Consider the following 17,819-nt stretch of genomic DNA (forward strand, 5'->3'; position numbering starts at 1 on the left):
CGGTTTTTTTATGCAGTGGTTGGCTCGGTGGACGGTTACGGATCAGCCGAAACGCCCAGAGACATAGTCATAGGTGGCCTGTTGGGTCGGTGCATTGAAAATCTTGTCGGTTTCGTTGAATTCAACGAGGTAACCCACTTTCCCTGAGCCTCCCTCTTGCGCTTCGGCATTGAAAAATGCTGTTCTATCACTGACGCGCACAGCTTGTTGCATGTTGTGCGTCACGATCACAATTGTGAAAGTCTTTTTGAGTTCATGCATGGTTTCCTCAATTTTGAGGGTTGAGATCGGATCAAGAGCAGAACATGGCTCGTCCATTAGAATCACTTCGGGTTGAATTGCAATGGTTCGAGCAATGCATAAGCGTTGCTGTTGGCCACCAGAGAGAGAACATCCGCTTTCATTTAGTTTGTCTTTGCACTCATCCCATACAGCCGCTTGTCGTAAGGAGCGTTCAACTAATTCATCCATATCACCCGTATAGCCATTGATTCTGGCGCCAAAAGCAATATTTTCGAAGATGCTCTTGGGGAATGGATTCGGTTGCTGGAACACCATGCCAATCCGCCTTCTCACCTCAACTGGGTCGACGCCTGGATGGTAAAGATCAGCACCGTCAAAGACAACTCGTCCACTAAGAGTGCAGTTATCAATTAAATCATTCATTCGGTTCAGTGCTCTCAGCACCGTGGACTTCCCGCATCCAGATGGGCCGATGAAGGCTGTGACCTGTCCTCTAGGGATGGCGCAGTAGACGTTGCGCACGGCCTCTTCCCCGCCATAACTGATGGATACATTCTCAAGGGAGAGGCAGATCTCTTCCCCAGTGGTAGGCGTCGCAGTAGTTGCAGAGACTGTCATGGAAAGAAGTGAGGAGGCGCTGCCTTTAATCAGCTAATTGGAGCGATGGGTGGATTGTTAATACCTTAGGAATGGTCAACGAGAGGTGAAGGTATTGATCCACCGGGCCACAAGATTGAGTGCAAGAATGAAGGCCACTAGTACGAACGAGGCAGCCCAGGCAAGTTCGTTCTGTACCTCGTAGGGCATGGTTGCAAACTTGAAGATCAACACGGAGAGACTGCCGACAGGGTTGAAGATCCCTTCTGCCCACCAGGGTGAATACAGGGCTGTGAAGATCAGCGGAGCGGTTTCGCCAGCAGCCCTGGCGATCGAGAGAACAATCCCTGTTGCAATTGAGCGCGAGGCCTTCGGCAACGTGATTCGAATGGTCGTGACAAAACGGGAAGCACCGACGCCGAGAGCGGCTCTGCGTAGGTCATCCGAGACCAGTTTCAGACCTTCATCGGTTGTTTTGATCACAGTCGGCAACATCAAAACAGCCAATGCCATTCCCCCGGCTACAGCGCTGTAGGCGTGACCAAACAGGATTCGTGTTGAAACGATGGCGCTATAGATAAAGACACCGGCAATAATCGATGGAACTCCTGAGAGAACATTGGTGCCAAATCGGATGAAATTAGCAAACCATCCATTACGTGAATATTCTGCTAGAAATACGCCACCACCAATACCGATCGGTATCGCTAGAAGGCTGGCTATCAAGGTCACAATGATTGAACCTTGGATTGCATTGCTGATTCCTCCCACCTCCAAGCCTGGAGCGGGCTGCTCTAGCAAAAACAGGTCGAGGCTGAGCTTGCTAGCACCCTTGTAAAGCACATAGCTCAAAACGAGAAAGAGTGGCAGAACAGCGACGAGTGAAAAGAGCCCTGCAACGGAAGTTAAGGCGATCCCGATGATGTTTCGTGATCGCGTTGGCTTGTATCGGAGATCTGGAATTGGCCGACTGGCCTGAGCAACTGTGGAAGTCATCAGTACTTAAGGCTGAGCCGTTTAACGAGTAACTGGGCCAGGATATTGACCACTAGTGTTAAAAGGATTAAGACGAATGCTGCATACATCAGTGAGGAGACCTGGCTGCCATCAGCCTCGCCAAATTGATTGGCCAACATGGCGGCAATCGTATTGCCCGGAGCGAGTAGAGACCAGCTGAAGTTGTTTGAATTGCCAATGATCATCGTGACTGCCATGGTTTCACCCATGGCACGACCAAGGGCCAACATCACACCTCCCACAATTCCGGAGATGGATGCAGGCAAGATCACATGCAGGATGGCTGACCATTGAGTGCTGCCAACCCCATAGGCAGCCTGCCGCAGCCTGATCGGCACTTGATTCAGTGAATCGCGAGAGATCGCCGTGATGATCGGCAAGATCATCACCACAAGAACCAAAATGGCTGGGGTCATGCCTGGACCCAGCGGTTGGGTGCTGAACAACGGGATGTCCTTCAACGTGACGTGCAACCAGGTCAGGAAGGGGCGCAAGGCTGGCTCCAGAACGAAAATGGCCCATAGCCCTAGAACCACCGAGGGAATCGCCGCAAGCAGCTCGACCATCAGCCCGATGATTTCCCGCAGCGGTCGAGGAATGAACCTTTCTGTGATGAAAATGGCGGTGCCAACTCCGAGTGGAACGGCAATGAGTAATGACACCAACGAAGTCACCATCGTTCCGTAGATGGCTGTTAAGGCTCCGTATTCGTCGTCGACCGGGTTCCAGTTCGAGGTGACCAGGAAGCGCCATCCATAGAGCCCCATCGACTCCAAGGAGCCGTGAAAGACGATGGCCAGGATCAAGACCAGGACAATCGCGACGGTGGAGGCCGTTAAGACAGTCAGCCAATGGAAGCCCGTGTCGAGCTGTTTTTCCGAAGGCGGGCGACGCCGAAGCCTGTAAAGGTCGTTGGGATCGATGGGCATGCAGGCGAACCACTGTGCTTAAAACGTACGCGGAAGCCACCGCTTCGATCACTAAGACCGTATTAACCAATTGGAAATTCGGTCATGAATGGGCTTGGGCCGTTTGGTTTGGCCCGTTAACTTGGAGGTTCGCTAATCACGGCCATGGGGCGGATCGTCGGAATCGACCTGGGAACGACCAATTCCGTCGTTGCGGTGTTGGAAGCGGGTCGACCGCAGGTCATCGCGAACGCCGAGGGCACCCGTACCACACCATCAGTGCTTGGTTACACCAAGGATTCAGAACTTCTTGTTGGTCAGGCAGCTCGGCGTCAACTGGTCCTCAACCCCAGAAATACGTTTTCCAATCTCAAACGCTTTGTAGGTCGCAGTTGGGATGAACTGGATGACAGCAGTCTGACGGTTCCATACACGGTTCGAGCCAATGCTCAGAACAACGTGCGCGTGGCCTGTCCAATCACGGAAAGGGAATACGCCCCTGAGGAATTGGTGGCCAGCATTCTTCGCAAGCTCGTTGATGATGCCGCCACCTATCTCGGTGAAAGCGTGGAAGCGGCGGTGATTACAGTCCCTGCCTATTTCAATGATGCCCAGCGTCAGTCCACCCGCGATGCCGGACGGCTCGCCGGGATTGAGGTTGAACGCATCCTTAACGAACCCACTGCAGCAGCTCTGGCCTATGGCTTTGATCGCAGTGCGGTGAAGCGTGTGTTGGTGTTTGACCTTGGTGGTGGCACCTTCGATGTCTCACTGTTGCGTGTGGCTAACGGTGTTTTTGATGTCAAGAGCACCAATGGAGACACCCAATTGGGTGGTAACGACTTCGATCAGCGCATTGTTGATTGGCTAGCAGAGGCTTTTTTGAAGGCTCACGGTATCGACCTACGTCGTGACAGGCAGGCTCTGCAGCGACTGACAGAGGCAGCAGAAAAGGCCAAACAGGAGCTGTCTGGTGTTGTGATCACACCGATCTCACTACCTTTTATTGCCACAGGTACCGATGGTCCGCTTCACATCGAAACCTCATTGGAACGCTCGACCTTCGAGGGTTTGTGTCCTGATTTGCTCGACCGTCTGCTCGTCCCCGTCCAATCAGCCTTGCGTGATTCTGGCTGGGCGGCAGACGATGTCGATGATGTGGTGCTGGTTGGTGGTGGCACGCGAATGCCGATGGTGCAGCAGCTTGTGCGCACTCTGATTCCTCACGATCCATGCCAATCAGTCAACCCGGATGAGGTTGTAGCCGTTGGGGCAGCTGTTCAAGCCGGGATTCTCACTGGAGAACTGCGTGATCTGTTGCTGAATGATGTGACACCACTATCCCTAGGTCTTGAAACGGTGGGAGGGCTGATGAAGGTTTTGATTCCCCGCAACACTCCGATTCCCGTTCGCCAGTCGGATGTGTTCAGTACCTCCGAATCGAATCAGTCGTCGGTCGAGATTCATATTTGGCAGGGAGAACGTCAAATGGCCTCTGACAACAAATCGTTGGGACGGTTCCGTCTCTCCGGTATTCCTCCCGCTCCTCGGGGTGTCCCCCAGATTCAGGTCGCCTTTGACATCGACGCCAACGGCATCTTGCAAGTGAGTGCAACGGATCGAACCACTGGCAGAAAGCAATCAGTAACGATCCAAGGTGGATCGAATTTGAACGAAGACGAACTGCAGGCTCTGCTCGCCGAAGCTGAAGCTCGGGCCGATGAAGACCGTCGCACCCGTGCTGCGATTGAGCGCCGGAATAGGGCCCTGACGTTGGTCTCCCAGGCTGAACGTCGTTTAAGGGATGCGGCCCTCGAATTAGGTCCTTATGGGGCTGAGCGGCAGCAGCGTGCCGTGGAGATGGCCATGCGTGACCTCCAGGATCTTCTGGAACAGGATGATCTTCAGGAATTGGAACTGGGTGTTAGCGCTCTCCAGGAGGCCTTGTTTGGTCTCAATAAACGTTTGTCTGCAGAACGACGATCTGAGTCCAGTCCATTGCAGGGGATCAGAAACACCCTCGGTTCTCTGAAGGATGAATTGTTCGCCGATGACGACTGGGACGAGGACCCCTGGTCGAGCCCCAGTGGCAGACCTTCCCAGGGCCGATACAGCTCATCAAGACAAGGGATGGATCCCTGGGATGATGACTTCTACCGCTGAACCCAATTACTGGTCCCTGCTCGGTCTCGAGCCAGATAGCGATGCGGATGCCCTAAAGCGGGCCTTCCGTCGTGAGGCAAGACGCTGGCATCCGGATTTGAATGCCAACGACAGGCAGGCAGAAGAGCGGTTCAAGTTGGTCAATGAGGCCTATGCGGTGCTCAGTGATCCGAAGCGGAGGCGCGCCTGGGAAGGACGCAGCATCGATCCCCCTTCCCATGTCGACCCCTTTGCCTCAGGCTTTCCAGACTTTGAGGATTACCTCGAGGTTGTGTTGGGTTTGGGCCGACGCCGGGCCAATGATGAAGACGATGAGGCACGGCAAACGGTGACCGATTCACCAGGTGACTCACAGCATTTTTCTGGTGATTGGCCGGCAACAGCCCCACCACCCCCACCTCCGCCTGTGCAGGCAGCGGAAACTCTTGAGACTGATGTTTTGCTCACGCCGGATCAGGCACTGTGCGGAACCGCTGTTGAGATTGAGCTCAGCGATGGAACCGTCGTTGAGGTGCTGACTCCACCTCAGGCCGGAGATGGCTGGAGGCTCAGGCTTGCCGGCGTGACCCCTGGGGGAGGAGATCACTTCCTCCATTTGCGAGTGCAAACGGAGGAGGGCCTTCGCATTGATGGGCTTCGCGTGCACTATCGCCTGGAGCTCCTACCCGCCGATGCTGCTCTGGGCTGTGCTGTTGACGTGCCGACTCTTACTGGACCGGTCACGCTCCAGGTGCCGCCAGGCTCCTCTAGCGGCCGGTTGCTGCGACTGCGAGGACGAGGACTCGAATCGGACGATCGTCGGGGTGACCAATTGGTGGAGATCGTCGTTGTGATTCCTGCTCAGCTCACGGAGGCGGAGCGGGCTCTCTATCGAAGACTGCAAGAACTAGCTCTCGAAACTGAGCTCGACTGATCTTGTCCGATCGGTTTCTGGCTCATCGGTGAGAGACTGGCCTTGATTATCTGCGCCGAATGCTTGTTCACGTTCTTCTTTATGACGCCGGACAGGACAGTGAAGGCATTCACTCACTGGAAGTCTCCGGAAACACAGTGGTGTTGATGTTCGAGAACCGTGATGATGCGGATCGTTACGCCGGACTGCTGGAGGCGCAGGACTTTCCTGTTCCAACCATCGAAGCCTTGGATCGCGAAGAGATTGAGATCTTCTGCCGTCAGGCCGGTTACGAACCAAGGCTTGTGGAGTCTGGATTTGTTCCCAAGACGGATGAAGACCGGTTGCTGCTTGCGCCTCCATCCGCCAATCGTGATGTGAGCACTTGGCAGGAGTCTGAACCAGGTGATGAAACTGCTGCTCCACCCACAGGCAAGAGCAGTGATCTGGATGAGATCCGCCGGCGCCTTGAAGGATTGCTCTGAGCGACGATGACGGAACCCATCAACTCAGAGCCAATGCTTGTGGCGTCCGAAGATCGTGGCCACTTGCTCACCGAGCAGTCCAATCCCCGCAGCAGCGATCTCGACACCCTCAGCGTTGAAGACCTGGTCACCCTGTTCATTAGCGAAGACGTCAAACCTCAACAGGCTGTGGCTCAAGCTGCTGGGGCAATCACTGAGGCAGTTGAACGCATTTCCGAGCGGCTGCGTGGTGGAGGACGCCTTTTCTATGTGGGAGCTGGTACGTCTGGAAGGCTTGGCGTTTTGGACGCCGCAGAATGCCCACCAACCTTCTGTAGTCCTCCAGAGCTTGTGCAGGGTGTTCTTGCCGGAGGCGCTCCTGCTCTACTCCGCAGTTCAGAAGGACTCGAGGATCTCAGTGATGCTGGAGCCAGTGATCTTCAGGCTTGCCAGCTCGGGCCAGCAGATTGCGTGATCGGAATTGCAGCGGGAGGAACGACACCCTATGTGCATGGTGCCCTGAACTATGCACGAGTCACTGGAGCACTTGCCATTGCGATGGCCTGCGTTCCTGCCGAGCAGGTGCCGATTGGTTGTGACATTGATATCCGTTTGATCACAGGCCCTGAGCTGCTGACGGGCTCAACTCGCCTGAAGGCTGGCACTGCAACCAAAATGGCGCTCAACGTGATTTCAACCTCGGTGATGGTGCGCCTGGGGAAGGTGTATGGAAATCGCATGGTTGATGTCGCAGCAACCAACAGCAAGCTGATGGATCGTGCTTTGCGCATCCTTAGGGATCTCGCCAATGTTCCGCGCGATCGTGGCATCGAGTTGCTGCGACAAGCTGACGGATCTGTGAAGCTGGCGCTGTTGATGGCAGGCACCGAACTTCCGTTGGAAGAAGCCCGCTCAGTGCTCGCCAATCACGGCAATCAGCTACGGGACGCTTTGATCAGTTGTGACGCTGAGTTGAAAGCATCCTGAATCACCAGACTCTCGGCTTAGTCAGCGTTGAAAGCACCCCAATAGGGGCTTGTGAACAGGTCAAGGGCTTGGCGTGTTGTGGCCGGAACCGACTCAGGACGCGTCATCAAGGCATCCGCGAGAGCTGTGTGCGCTGGTGAAAGGGGGCGCGACGCAGCCAGGGCTTGCATGAGCCCCTGAAGAATCGGACCTGTGGCTGCCGCATTGGCCTGCAAATTGGCGATCACCATCTCGACACTGACAGCATCATGATCCGTATGCCAGCAGTCAAAGTCGGTGACCATGCTGAGAGACGCATAGGCGATCTCAGCTTCACGGGCGAGACGGGCTTCCGTGTGGTTGGTCATGCCAATCACATCACAACCCCAACTTCGGTACAGCTCACTTTCCGCCCGGGTCGAAAAGGCAGGTCCCTCCATGCATAAATACGTCCCACCCCGGTGCAGTCGTTGACCATCCGGTAGTGAGGTTTCCGCCGCCGTTGCCAAGAGGGCACTGAGCTTTGGGCAGAAGGGGTCAGCGAGACTGACATGAGCAACACAACCGTTGCCGAAAAAGCTTGACGGTCGCTGCATCGTGCGATCAATAAATTGTTCCGGCACCACCATGTCGCGCGGTTGAAGATGGGCCTGTAAGGAACCAACAGCCGATACGGATACCAGCCATCGAACTTGAAGTGATCGCATGGCCCAGATGTTTGCCCGATAGGGCACTTCCGTTGGCAGCAGATGATGACCTCGACCATGTCGAGCAAGGAACACCACTTCAACTCCGTTCAAGCGGCCGATTCGAAAGGAATCGGAAGGCTCACCGAAGGGGGTTTGCACTTGTAGTTCCTTGACCCCCTCCAATCCATCGATGGCATAAAGCCCACTGCCGCCGATCACTCCAACTCGGGCCTCTTTGAGGTTGTCCTGAAGGGCGTCACTGGGCATGGCAAGGGATGTCATTCAGTCCATCCTGCACCTGCGTAGCATGGTCTTTTGCTGCCAGCGTTTTGACGACTGTTCTGATGGAAACCGATGCCGGCCAGATCAAGCTGGACTTGTTCGATAACGACGCCCCGAAAACGGTGGCCAACTTCGTCAAATTGGCCAAAGACGGGTTCTATGACGGTCTTGCCTTCCATCGGGTCATCGATGGCTTTATGGCCCAGGGCGGCTGTCCGAATTCACGTGAAGGCGCGAAGGGAATGGCTGGAACCGGAGGCCCCGGCTACATGATCGATTGCGAGATCAATAGCCGAAAGCATGGTCCAGGTGCGCTCTCAATGGCCCATGCGGGCCCTAACACCGGCGGCAGTCAGTTTTTTATCGTTCACGAAGCACAGCCTCATCTTGATGGAGTGCACACGGTTTTTGGTCAAACCGGGGATATGAACGTTGTGATGGCTCTGCGCAATGGTTCCCGAATCAACAAAGTGACCGTTCAGGACTGATTGGTCGCCACGATCAAGTCCACATCAACAGAGTCGGCTGCTCAAGCTGACTCTGTTCGGGCATCCGTCCGCTTCTGACGTCTTCGAGGGATGCTTCGATCCGCTCCAAGGTCTGCGATGGATGATTGAGTTGTTCAGCTGTTGGGGCGGTGTAGAGACCAATCCGGCTGGTTTCCTGCCAAGAAGCGAGTGTTTGAATCAGTGACCGGAGTCGCGTCGTGAAGGATGTACCACCGGGTCCTCTCTGTACATCCGTGATGCGCCATGCAAATTGGGGACGTTCCCACAGGGCCAAAAGCCTCGGTGATGAGTTGGCTGTGATCGAGACTTCAAGGTTGCTGGCAGCTGTTTCACATCTGGTGCGGATCAAGGGGAGTTGATCTGAACGGCAATTGCCATCCCAGCTAATCACCGTTTGGCTTGTTATTGGCGCAATGATTGAGTCTTCGCTATTAAAGATTGGCGTATTTGGCTGATCATTGCTAGCTTGAAATAGATGGCCTAACTTGTCACGTTTGACCGCAAGATAATCGGCATTGTGATCGCCTGGATTGATCACCAGCGGCACCCGATCCACCACCTCCAGGCCATAACCACCCAGACCGGCGATCTTGCGTGGATTGTTCGTCAGAAGACGAAGGCGATGAATGCCAAGATCACTAAGGATCTGAGCCCCAACCCCATAGTTGCGGAGATCGGCCGGAAACCCCAGCTTCTCATTGGCTTCAACCGTGTCTAGGCCACCGTCCTGAAGGCTGTAGGCCTTGAGTTTGTTGATCAGCCCGATCCCACGTCCTTCTTGACGCAGATAGACCACCACGCCTTCTCCCTCAGCTTCGATTTGACGCAGTGCAGCCTCCAGTTGTGGCCTGCAATCACAACGCAGTGAGCCGAAGGCATCGCCGGTGAGGCACTCGGAGTGCATGCGCACCAGAACGGGTTCGCTCAAGCGATCGGGATCGCCTTTAACAATGGCGACATGCTCGCTTCCATCAAGCTCATTGCGATAACCAATGGCCTTGAATTCACCGAAAACACTGGGCATCGAGGCATAAGCCTGACGCACAACAAAACGTTCATTCTCAAGCCGGTAACGAATCAGGTCAGCAATGCTGATGAGGCGAAGATTCCATTGATCCGCATACTCCTTGAGTTGGGGAAGCCTGGCCATCGAACCATCCGCATTTTGGATTTCGCAGATCACACCGGCTGGGATGAGGCCAGAAAGGGCGGAAAGATCGATGGCTGCCTCGGTATGGCCGGCTCGCTTCAGAACGCCTCCCTGGCGAGCTCGCAGCGGGAAAATATGACCAGGACGGCGCAGATCCGTAGGACGTGCATCCTGTCGAAGAGCAACCTGGATGGTTTTGGAACGGTCTTCAGCCGAGATCCCCGTTGAAACACCATTCTCAGGGCCTGCATCAATGCTGACCGTGAAGGCTGTTTGGTTGGCATCTGTATTGCGATCAACCATCAAAGGCAGATCAAGAGCATCAAGCTGCTGGCCTTCCATGGCCAGACAGATCAATCCCCTGGCATGAGTTGCCATGAAGTTGATCTGATCCGGGGAAGCGTATTGGGCTGCGCAGATCAGGTCACCTTCGTTCTCGCGGCGTTCGTCATCCACCACAACGACACATTCGCCGTTGCGGATCGCAGCAAGGGCATCAGGAATGGTGTCGAAGCGAACGGTTTGAATCGCGTCAGCAGTGGAAGGCGTGCTCAGGGGAGTTCAGAAGCCAACGATCTGCATTCATTATCGACATCAGTACGATCAGCCGAACTCCCAAACGACGCATGCAGCCCACTTCCACGATTCCCGCCCCTATCGCCTCGGGCGGGGTTGTCGGACGCGTCGCGGTCGTGGGAGCCTCTGGCTACGGCGGTTTGCAGACCCTCCGGCTGTTACAAGCCCATCCCCAGTTCGCAGTCACCTTCCTTGGTGGTGAGCGCAGTGCAGGCAAGCGCTGGAGTGATGTTTGCCCTTTTCTGCCCTTGTTGGATGACCCCGTTGTCGAAGCGCCTGATGCGGACAGGATTTCCGAGGCGGCTGACTATGCCGTGCTCAGTCTTCCCAACGGACTCGCGAGTGAGATGGTTCCCAAGCTGCTTGAGCGGGGTGTTCGTGTTGTGGATTTGTCGGCGGATTACCGCTATCGCAGCCTGGACGAATGGTCTCAGGTCTATGTGCATGAGGCACAGAAGCATCAACGGCAAGACTCCGATTTGTGCCAGGAGGCGGTTTACGGACTGCCGGAATGGCATGGACCGGCCATCGCTCAGGCCCGTCTGGTTGCTGCCCCAGGATGCTTCCCTACAACAAGCCTTCTGCCACTTCTGCCCTTCCTGAAGCAAGGACTGATCGAGACCGACGGATTGATCATTGACGCCAAAACAGGAACCTCCGGAGGGGGAAGAGCTGCGAAGGAAAACCTCCTCCTCGCGGAAGCCTCTGAATCGATCTGCCCCTACGGCGTTGTGGGCCATCGCCACACTTCAGAGATCGAACAGATCGCCTCATCCGTGGCTGGATGTCAGATCAATCTCCAGTTCACCCCGCACCTTGTGCCAATGGTTCGTGGTCTTCTGGCCACCGTTTATGCCCGGCTGAGGGATCCAGGCTTGACTGCAGACGATTGCACAACGGTCTTGGAGGCTGTGTATCGCCACCACCCCTGCGTGCGCGTTCTCCCCGTCGGTACGTATCCGGCCACGAAGTGGGCCAAACACACCAACCAGGCACTGCTGTCTGTTCAGGTCGATAGCCGTACCGGACGGTTAGTGCTGATGAGTGCTGTCGACAATCTGATGAAAGGGCAGGCTGGTCAGGGGGTGCAGTGCCTCAATCTGATGGCAGGCCTCACGGCCACCACGGGCCTGCCACTCGATCCGTTTTATCCCTGATCAGGACAAGGCCTATTCGCTCTCAACCTTCTGATCGCCAACGTTCACCACTTAACGCCACGGCCCAAGGCAAGATCCGGTGCTCTTGAGCACTGATACGGGACGACAGTGTTTCGTGATCGTCGCCTTCCAACACTGGTACGGCTGCTTGGCTGATCACAGGACCGGTGTCCACGTCCTCACGCACCAAATGTGCCGTACAGCCTGTGATTCGTACGCCAGCAGCCAGCGCTTGACCAACAGCATTGAGACCCCGAAAGCTCGGTAGAAGAGATGGATGAATGTTGATCAGTCGTTCCTGATAGGCACTGATCATCACCGGTGTGACAATCCGCATCCACCCAGCCATCACCACCGCTTCCACTCCTGCCTGTCGAAAACTGTCAACAAGGGCCCTGTCGAGGTCTTCACGGCTGCTGTAACAGCGATGGTCATGGACAAGGCAGGGCACAGCGAGGCGTTCAGCTCTTTGTTGGGCCCCACAGCCTGGATTATTCACAACCAGTAGCTCGATCTGAGCATCCAGTCGTTCCTGGCTTGCCTGCACCAGAGCCTCGAAATTGCTGCCATTTCCAGAAGCCATCACGCCAAGGCGCAGCGGTGGGTTGAACTGTGGCCAGGCACGCTCCAACGGAGCCATCAGGACATCCCCACGCCGATTGTCCATTGGATTGAAGTGGCTAATGTTTGACAAAGCGGGCATTCAGACCATGTCCCATCTGTCCATCCTGCCCACAGCCCTCACCGATCTCGACCGTCTTGCCTCTGTCCTTGTGGCTCAGGGCTATCGCGTTGAGCGCGAAGGACGACTGATTGGGTTTGCGGGTGAAAGCCTGCGATTTGATCTCAAAGCCACCAGCTGCGCTGGAATTCACTTCGCTTGGCGACGGTCTGCATCCGGTCCCCAGCTTGAACTGATTGCTGATCTCGAACGCCAAGGTGCCGCTGATACGTACCAACCGAGGTTGCAACGCATTCTTCGGCTCTATGCCTTATCCCAAGCCTTGGATGAGGTTGAGGCTTCTCCCGCTTTGAAGGACGTATGCGCCTGTTGACGTGACGGACCACAAGGATGTTTTCCTACGCATTGATCTCCTGGATCCTGCGTCACAAACGCTCAAGATCGAACTGAGTTGGATTCCCGAAGTCCACATGCAGAGGTGGACCTTGCCGATCTGGACGCCAGGTTCTTACACCGTCCGAGATCCGTCTCAACATTTACATAGTCTTGCCTTCTACCAGCAAGACCAACAAGTCGAGACAACACGTCTAAGCCCATCGCGCTGGAGCGCAAAGCTTCCTTGCCTTGATCGGGTTCGTCTTGTGTATCAGCTTGAGGCCAAGCAACTGACGGTACGAACCAGTTTTCTCGACCCAGAGTTTGCCTCTCTGTGTCTGTCTGCAGTTTGCATGTTGGTGGATGGAAAACGTTGGGAACGCCATGTTCTCGAGTTGCTATTGCCACAAGGGTGGCGTGGTTTTGTTCCGCTTCCTCAAGACGATGCGTTCTATATCAGTCAGGATTTTGATCAACTTGTTGATAGTCCAGTTCATGCGGGTGCATTCGATGATCGTCCATTTATTGTTGATGGCTGTCATCACTCGTTGCTGCTGATCGGTTCACCGCCGACGGGTTGGCCAGACACACTTGTGGAGGACATCGAGGCGGTGTGTGGAGCCGCTGCATCGCTGATGGGTGAATCACCTCCGTCAGGTGATCGCTACCAGCTTGTGATTCAGATGCTCGATAGCGGCTATGGCGGACTGGAGCATAACGATGGGGCTGTTCTTCAGTTCGCTTGGCCTGCTTTAGCTGAACCCAATGGTTACCACCAGCTTCTGCAGCTCGTGGGTCATGAATATCTGCACCAATGGAATGTTCGGCGTCTGCGTCCAAGGGAGTACATCCCTTACGACCATGGAGTTGCTGTGGTGAGTGACAGTCTCTGGTTTGCTGAAGGCATCACGAGTTACTTCGACCTTGCCCTCCCATTGCTGGCAGGACGATCGACTCGAAAAACTTTTTTAAGGGATCTCGGTAAGGACCTTTCGCATGTCCTGCTCAGTCCAGGTGTACAAGTGCAGAGCTTGGCTGATAGTTCACGGGAAGCATGGGTGCGTCTTTACAAATGCACAACTGCAGGAGCCGACAGCCAGATCAGTTACTACAAGCTTGGGGCTGCACTTGCATTCTGCCTTGATGTTCGGTTACGAGCCCTAGGCGTGTCCCTTGCTCAGGTTGTCAGAGATCTTTGGCAGAGCTTTGGCCAGGTCGGCCGAGGCTACGGCCGGTGCGATATCCAAAACGCCTTGGCTGTGTACAGCCAGGAACTCGCCGACCAACTCCCTTGTTGGTTAGATCAGAAGGGCACGCTACCGATTAAGGAGTGTCTTGATCAGTTGGGATTGATCTTGCATCCGGTTTTGGCCAGCACGCCCTGGACGGGCTTAACCCTTGCCGATCATCCAAAAGGTGTGCGGGTGACACGTGTGCGCTCCGAGAGTCCGGCGCATCATGCCAATCTCGTTGCCGGTGACGAGATTGTGGCAGTTCGTGGTCATCGCCTCTACTCAGTTGATCAGTGGACGTTGCTGCAATCAGGTGCTGAGCCGATGGCGATCATCTACGCACGACGGGGACGGTTGGAAGAAACACAGGTGATTCCGGCACCCAACCGCACTCAGGAATACACAGTGGAGTGGAATCCTCACGCACCCCATGAGGCCAGGGTGCTTCGCGACCGATGGTTCGAGATCCACTGACCAGACGATTCAAACATTTAAGGCGACGGTTGGAAGGCCGCCATGGAATCCTGGCGATCGGATCCTTTGGTTTGATCGTGAGTCTCAGTAGTGTGATTTGGCTGAGTTCTAGCGATGTTGCGCTGACCCAGTCGCACCATCAGCCATCACTGCTTGAGCTTCTCGATCAAGTCACCAGTGGTACTCCCAACCAGTTGGATGACGCGTCCAACCGAATGCGGCCAGATCCACCAGAGTCGAGCGCATGGCGTTCACCATTGACACGCCAGTGCAAGGGAATCGACGATCAAATCAGAAAGCGCCTCGTCAAGTTGAAGTCAAGCTTCAAACAACAACGCGAAAGAATTGCAATCGACCCCAGTAATTACGGCAAGCGTTACAGCGTGAATCCCTGGAAGGATTCGATTGACCCTATGCCTCGCATGGTCGTTTTACACGAAACAGCAAATTCACTCACATCGGCGATTAACACATTCAAGACTCCGCACCCGAATGATCATGATCAAGTGAGTTATCACACCTTGATTGGAATGAACGGGCGTGTTGTTGATGTTGTCGATCCACTCCATCGAGCCTATGGAGCTGGCTACTCGGCCTTCCACGGTGAATGGGCTGTGACTAATCCTGAATTTATGGGATCGGTCAATAACTTTGCGCTGCATCTCAGCCTGGAAACTCCGCCTGACGGCTACATCGGAGGTCGACATCACTCTGGCTATACCGAACAGCAGTACGACGCTCTTGCTTTGGTCCTTGATGATTGGATGGAAACATTCAGGATTCCGTCAGAAGCGATCACGACACACCAACATGTTGATCTTGGCGGTGAAAGAGGTGATCCACGCAGCTTTAACTGGAAGAAACTTCAAGTTAGGATGGCAGCATTGAAGAGACTTTGTTGAGCTTCAGATTGTTCTGGGCTCTGACTCCATCTGAGTGGAATAAATCAATCCATGAAGGGCCGGATCCTGCATATAGCGGAGGATACGAGCGGGATAATCAAGTTTTCCGTTATGCAGATAGGCAAGCGTGGCGATCGCCTTGGCGTCTGCAAAGGATGCGCTTGCGCACAGCATGGTGGAGTCAGGTAACCGCAAGGCACGCTTGAGCCTGTGTAGCTTCCCGGCCAGGAGAGAGACATTTTGATGGGGGTCCAGCAGAAAATTCCGGGCCCACGCAATCTGCTCTTGTGAAGGATTTCTTGGCAGTCGTCCCTGATGGATCAGCTCACTAATGCCGAGTTGTGCGAGACCGTGAGTTGAGACCAAGCCTGAATGGGCGACGAAAGGTAACCCTTCTCCAGGCTTGGAATGCTGAATTTCGTCGTAAAGGATGCCAGTCAGCAACATCGGATTGATGTGGTGCTGCTCGGATTCCCTCAAAATCACAGGTTTCAGTTGGCTCAATCGAGAGAGGGTCCTCGCGCGAAGCGGTTCGAATTGATCCACACCGCGGGTGAAAAGCTGCGCCAATGGCGTTTGAGGACCGTGGACGCCGAAACGACGCTGAAGATTCTCGAGTTCTTCGGCGGAGAAATCTGTGGGGTTGGCACGGTCCTGAAGGGCATTCCCAGTCTGGGATTCCAGTGCGACCTGCGCATCGATCACCTGACCGATCGGAACGGGCGTCAGGGTTGAACGAACCACAAAGCCTGCGGCAATGCCGCAGGAGAGCGATGCCAAAAGGCTCGGTCTCAAGAATGGAAGGATGACGCGACCGAATGTGGCCATGGGGAGACGCTAGCTGTGCTGTCGCAGAAAATGGGCATCTGGAGAAATCGAAGATAGCTTCAAGCTGAGAGCGGCCTCGAACCCAGCGATGAGCTTCCCAGATTTCAGCGCCAACGACCCTCAGGTTCAGTGGCAGCGCTTCTGTGAACTGCTTTGGTTCCATGACGACCTGGGTGTATGGCTTGATATCAGCCGCATGCACCTCAACCTTTCGGATCTGGAGGGGCTACGTCCTGGTTTTGATCAGGCCTTTCGATCCATGGCTGCTCTTGAAGCTGGATCGATCGCAAACGCAGACGAACAAAGACAGGTCGGGCACTACTGGTTACGGCAACCCCAGCTCGCTCCAGACGCCGACGTTCAAAGCCACATTGCCCTCGAAGTGGATCAAATCGAGGCGTTTTGTCGCTCGGTGTTGAACAAGGAGATCACCGCCCCCAACGGTCAACCCTTCACAGATGTGCTCTGGATTGGGATCGGTGGCAGCGCTCTTGGACCTCTGTTGATGGTCCGCGCTTTACAAGAGGAGGGTGCTGGCCTCCCCTTCCACTTTTTCGACAATGTCGATCCCAACGGCATGAGCCGTGTGCTTGCAGGCATTGGTGAAGCGCTTCCCACCACATTGGTGATCACTGTCAGCAAATCAGGCGGAACCCCAGAACCACACCTTGGGATGGAACAGGCCAGGCATCGTCTGGAGGCTTGCGGAGGGCGTTGGGCTGGTCAGGCAGTCGCCATCACCATGGCAAACAGCAACCTTGATCAGAAGGCCAGAGAGGAAGGCTGGCTGAAGCGGTTTGACATGTTTGATTGGGTTGGCGGACGAACGAGTATCACGAGTGCCGTAGGACTCGTCCCTGGTGCTCTCATCGGTTCTGAAATCAGAGAATTTCTTGCCGGTGCTGCACAGATGGATGAGGCCACCCGTGTCTGTGATGTCCAACGCAATCCAGCCGCGTTGATGGCTGCGTCTTGGTACGTGGCTGGGGAAGGCCGTGGCCTACGCGACATGGTGGTTCTCCCCTACCGCGACCGGCTTGAGGTGTTTAGCCGTTACCTCCAACAATTGGTGATGGAATCCCTCGGTAAACGTCTGGACCGTGACGGCAATGTTGTCCATCAGGGCATTGCTGTCTATGGAAACAAGGGTTCCACCGACCAACACGCCTATGTGCAACAGCTCAGAGACGGTGTCGACAATTTCTTTGTCACCTTTATCGAAGTGCTTCGTGATTCACAGGAGATCCCTGAAATCAATGGTGAATACCCAGGTGATTTTCTGGATGGCTTCCTGCAGGGAACCCGATCAGCCCTCACCGAAGGCGGTCGTCAGAGCATCAGTATCAGCATGCGTCAATTTGATGCCCGACGCCTTGGTGCTCTGATCGCTCTGTTTGAACGTGCCGTCGGCCTCTATGGCGAGTTGGTCAATATCAATGCTTATCACCAGCCTGGTGTGGAGGCTGGGAAGAAGGCTGCTGCAGCCATTCTTAGCCTTCAAGGGGAGGTGGAGAAGGTCTTGGCGGATGGGCAGGCCAGGTCTGTCAATGAAGTGCAGTCTGCAATTGGTGAGGGAACAGTGGAGGTGGTGTTCTGGATCCTGCGCCACCTCACAGCCAATTCGCGTGGTTATTCAGCGCAGGGAAGCTGGGATAACCCCGCATCACTGCGCTTCAGCAAGGCTTGATCAGCACAACACAAGCTGCTACCGCG

17 protein-coding genes are annotated in these 17,819 nt (G+C 55.1%); 10 read left to right on the plus strand and 7 right to left on the minus strand.

Translation table 11 applies throughout. The features are described 5' to 3' along the window. Positions 1-42: 42 nt before the first annotated feature. The 3 genes from pstB to pstC form a co-directional block, all read right to left on the minus strand. Positions 43-861, minus strand: a complete 819-nt coding sequence (gene pstB, locus DXY16_RS12965) for a phosphate ABC transporter ATP-binding protein PstB (RefSeq protein ID WP_115121569.1) — start codon at positions 859-861, stop codon at positions 43-45. A 75-nt stretch (positions 862-936) separates the two neighbouring features. Further along, positions 937-1,836 (minus strand): phosphate ABC transporter permease PstA, encoded by a 900-nt coding sequence (gene pstA / locus DXY16_RS12970; RefSeq protein WP_115121570.1) that lies wholly within the window; start codon positions 1,834-1,836, stop codon positions 937-939. Then, positions 1,836-2,786 (minus strand): phosphate ABC transporter permease subunit PstC, encoded by a 951-nt coding sequence (gene pstC, locus DXY16_RS12975; RefSeq protein ID WP_115121571.1) that lies wholly within the window; start codon positions 2,784-2,786, stop codon positions 1,836-1,838. Before pstC ends, pstA begins: the two co-directional genes overlap by 1 nt. Positions 2,787-2,930: 144 nt before the next feature. Between pstC and dnaK the strand changes: the two genes are divergently transcribed. Genes dnaK through murQ form a run of 4 tightly spaced genes read left to right on the plus strand, consistent with a single transcriptional unit; the run spans position 2,931 to position 7,271 of the window. Next, positions 2,931-4,928, plus strand: a complete 1,998-nt coding sequence (gene dnaK / locus DXY16_RS12980) for a molecular chaperone DnaK (RefSeq protein ID WP_115121572.1) — start codon at positions 2,931-2,933, stop codon at positions 4,926-4,928. Next, complete coding sequence (locus DXY16_RS12985) at positions 4,912-5,841, plus strand: DnaJ C-terminal domain-containing protein (protein WP_115121573.1); 930 nt, start codon at positions 4,912-4,914, stop codon at positions 5,839-5,841. The genes dnaK and DXY16_RS12985 overlap by 17 nt, the downstream gene beginning before the upstream one ends. A gap of 59 nt (positions 5,842-5,900) precedes the next feature. Beyond that, complete coding sequence (locus DXY16_RS12990) at positions 5,901-6,305, plus strand: DUF3110 domain-containing protein (protein ID WP_115121574.1); 405 nt, start codon at positions 5,901-5,903, stop codon at positions 6,303-6,305. Positions 6,306-6,311: 6 nt separating this feature from the next. Further along, complete coding sequence (gene murQ, locus DXY16_RS12995) at positions 6,312-7,271, plus strand: N-acetylmuramic acid 6-phosphate etherase (protein ID WP_115121575.1); 960 nt, start codon at positions 6,312-6,314, stop codon at positions 7,269-7,271. A 17-nt stretch (positions 7,272-7,288) separates the two neighbouring features. Here the strand turns inward: murQ and mtnP are convergent, their stop codons facing one another. Beyond that, positions 7,289-8,206, minus strand: a complete 918-nt coding sequence (mtnP, locus tag DXY16_RS13000; RefSeq protein ID WP_115121576.1) for an S-methyl-5'-thioadenosine phosphorylase — start codon at positions 8,204-8,206, stop codon at positions 7,289-7,291. A gap of 77 nt (positions 8,207-8,283) precedes the next feature. Here mtnP and DXY16_RS13005 point away from each other — a divergent pair, with 77 nt between their 5' ends. Continuing rightward, positions 8,284-8,709, plus strand: a complete 426-nt coding sequence (locus DXY16_RS13005; RefSeq protein WP_371410920.1) for a peptidylprolyl isomerase — start codon at positions 8,284-8,286, stop codon at positions 8,707-8,709. 13 nt (positions 8,710-8,722) lie between these two features. Here the strand turns inward: DXY16_RS13005 and ribBA are convergent, their stop codons facing one another. Beyond that, positions 8,723-10,408, minus strand: a complete 1,686-nt coding sequence (gene ribBA, locus DXY16_RS13010; protein ID WP_170953978.1) for a bifunctional 3,4-dihydroxy-2-butanone-4-phosphate synthase/GTP cyclohydrolase II — start codon at positions 10,406-10,408, stop codon at positions 8,723-8,725. Positions 10,409-10,506: 98 nt separating this feature from the next. Between ribBA and argC the strand changes: the two genes are divergently transcribed. Further along, entirely contained in the window at positions 10,507-11,613 is a 1,107-nt protein-coding gene (gene argC, locus DXY16_RS13015) for an N-acetyl-gamma-glutamyl-phosphate reductase (protein ID WP_115015051.1), read from the plus strand. A gap of 22 nt (positions 11,614-11,635) precedes the next feature. Here the strand turns inward: argC and purN are convergent, their stop codons facing one another. Then, complete coding sequence (purN, locus tag DXY16_RS13020) at positions 11,636-12,316, minus strand: phosphoribosylglycinamide formyltransferase (protein WP_244281686.1); 681 nt, start codon at positions 12,314-12,316, stop codon at positions 11,636-11,638. A gap of 7 nt (positions 12,317-12,323) precedes the next feature. On the opposite strand from purN, the gene DXY16_RS13025 reads away from it, so the two are divergent. From DXY16_RS13025 to DXY16_RS13035, 3 genes are read left to right on the plus strand one after another with little or no spacing between them, the layout of a single operon-like run. Continuing rightward, a complete protein-coding gene (locus tag DXY16_RS13025) occupies positions 12,324-12,668 on the plus strand; it encodes a hypothetical protein (RefSeq protein ID WP_137007104.1) in 345 nt (114 codons plus the stop codon). Position 12,669: 1 nt separating this feature from the next. Next, entirely contained in the window at positions 12,670-14,376 is a 1,707-nt protein-coding gene (locus DXY16_RS13030) for a signal protein PDZ (RefSeq protein ID WP_244281687.1), read from the plus strand. Between the two features lie 29 nt (positions 14,377-14,405). Further along, complete coding sequence (locus DXY16_RS13035; RefSeq protein ID WP_244281688.1) at positions 14,406-15,278, plus strand: N-acetylmuramoyl-L-alanine amidase; 873 nt, start codon at positions 14,406-14,408, stop codon at positions 15,276-15,278. A gap of 3 nt (positions 15,279-15,281) precedes the next feature. Here the strand turns inward: DXY16_RS13035 and DXY16_RS13040 are convergent, their stop codons facing one another. Beyond that, positions 15,282-16,106: a helicase DnaB gene (locus DXY16_RS13040; RefSeq protein WP_244281689.1), complete on the minus strand. Its 825-nt coding sequence runs from the start codon at positions 16,104-16,106 to the stop codon at positions 15,282-15,284. An 88-nt stretch (positions 16,107-16,194) separates the two neighbouring features. Between DXY16_RS13040 and DXY16_RS13045 the strand changes: the two genes are divergently transcribed. Further along, entirely contained in the window at positions 16,195-17,793 is a 1,599-nt protein-coding gene (locus DXY16_RS13045; protein ID WP_115121580.1) for a glucose-6-phosphate isomerase, read from the plus strand. Positions 17,794-17,819 lie beyond the last annotated feature (26 nt).

Origin of the sequence: Synechococcus sp. UW105 (assembly GCF_900473935.1) — a bacterium.
Taxonomy (GTDB): domain Bacteria; phylum Cyanobacteriota; class Cyanobacteriia; order PCC-6307; family Cyanobiaceae; genus Synechococcus_C.

Excerpts from the sequence above, each read along its gene's own strand:
- argC (WP_115015051.1), top strand. The coding sequence starts at position 10,507 with ATGCAGCCCACTTCCACGATTCCCGCCCCTATCGCCTCGGGCGGGGTT.
- DXY16_RS13045 (WP_115121580.1), top strand. The coding sequence starts at position 16,195 with ATGAGCTTCCCAGATTTCAGCGCCAACGACCCTCAGGTTCAGTGGCAG.
- pstB (WP_115121569.1), bottom strand. The coding sequence starts at position 861 with ATGACAGTCTCTGCAACTACTGCGACGCCTACCACTGGGGAAGAGATC.
- murQ (WP_115121575.1), top strand. The coding sequence starts at position 6,312 with ATGACGGAACCCATCAACTCAGAGCCAATGCTTGTGGCGTCCGAAGAT.
- dnaK (WP_115121572.1), top strand. The coding sequence starts at position 2,931 with ATGGGGCGGATCGTCGGAATCGACCTGGGAACGACCAATTCCGTCGTT.
- pstC (WP_115121571.1), bottom strand. The coding sequence starts at position 2,786 with ATGCCCATCGATCCCAACGACCTTTACAGGCTTCGGCGTCGCCCGCCT.
- DXY16_RS12985 (WP_115121573.1), top strand. The coding sequence starts at position 4,912 with ATGACTTCTACCGCTGAACCCAATTACTGGTCCCTGCTCGGTCTCGAG.
- DXY16_RS13025 (WP_137007104.1), top strand. The coding sequence starts at position 12,324 with ATGTCCCATCTGTCCATCCTGCCCACAGCCCTCACCGATCTCGACCGT.
- DXY16_RS13040 (WP_244281689.1), bottom strand. The coding sequence starts at position 16,106 with ATGGCCACATTCGGTCGCGTCATCCTTCCATTCTTGAGACCGAGCCTT.
- DXY16_RS13005 (WP_371410920.1), top strand. The coding sequence starts at position 8,284 with ATGGAAACCGATGCCGGCCAGATCAAGCTGGACTTGTTCGATAACGAC.
- DXY16_RS12990 (WP_115121574.1), top strand. The coding sequence starts at position 5,901 with ATGCTTGTTCACGTTCTTCTTTATGACGCCGGACAGGACAGTGAAGGC.
- mtnP (WP_115121576.1), bottom strand. The coding sequence starts at position 8,206 with ATGCCCAGTGACGCCCTTCAGGACAACCTCAAAGAGGCCCGAGTTGGA.
- pstA (WP_115121570.1), bottom strand. The coding sequence starts at position 1,836 with ATGACTTCCACAGTTGCTCAGGCCAGTCGGCCAATTCCAGATCTCCGA.
- purN (WP_244281686.1), bottom strand. The coding sequence starts at position 12,316 with ATGCCCGCTTTGTCAAACATTAGCCACTTCAATCCAATGGACAATCGG.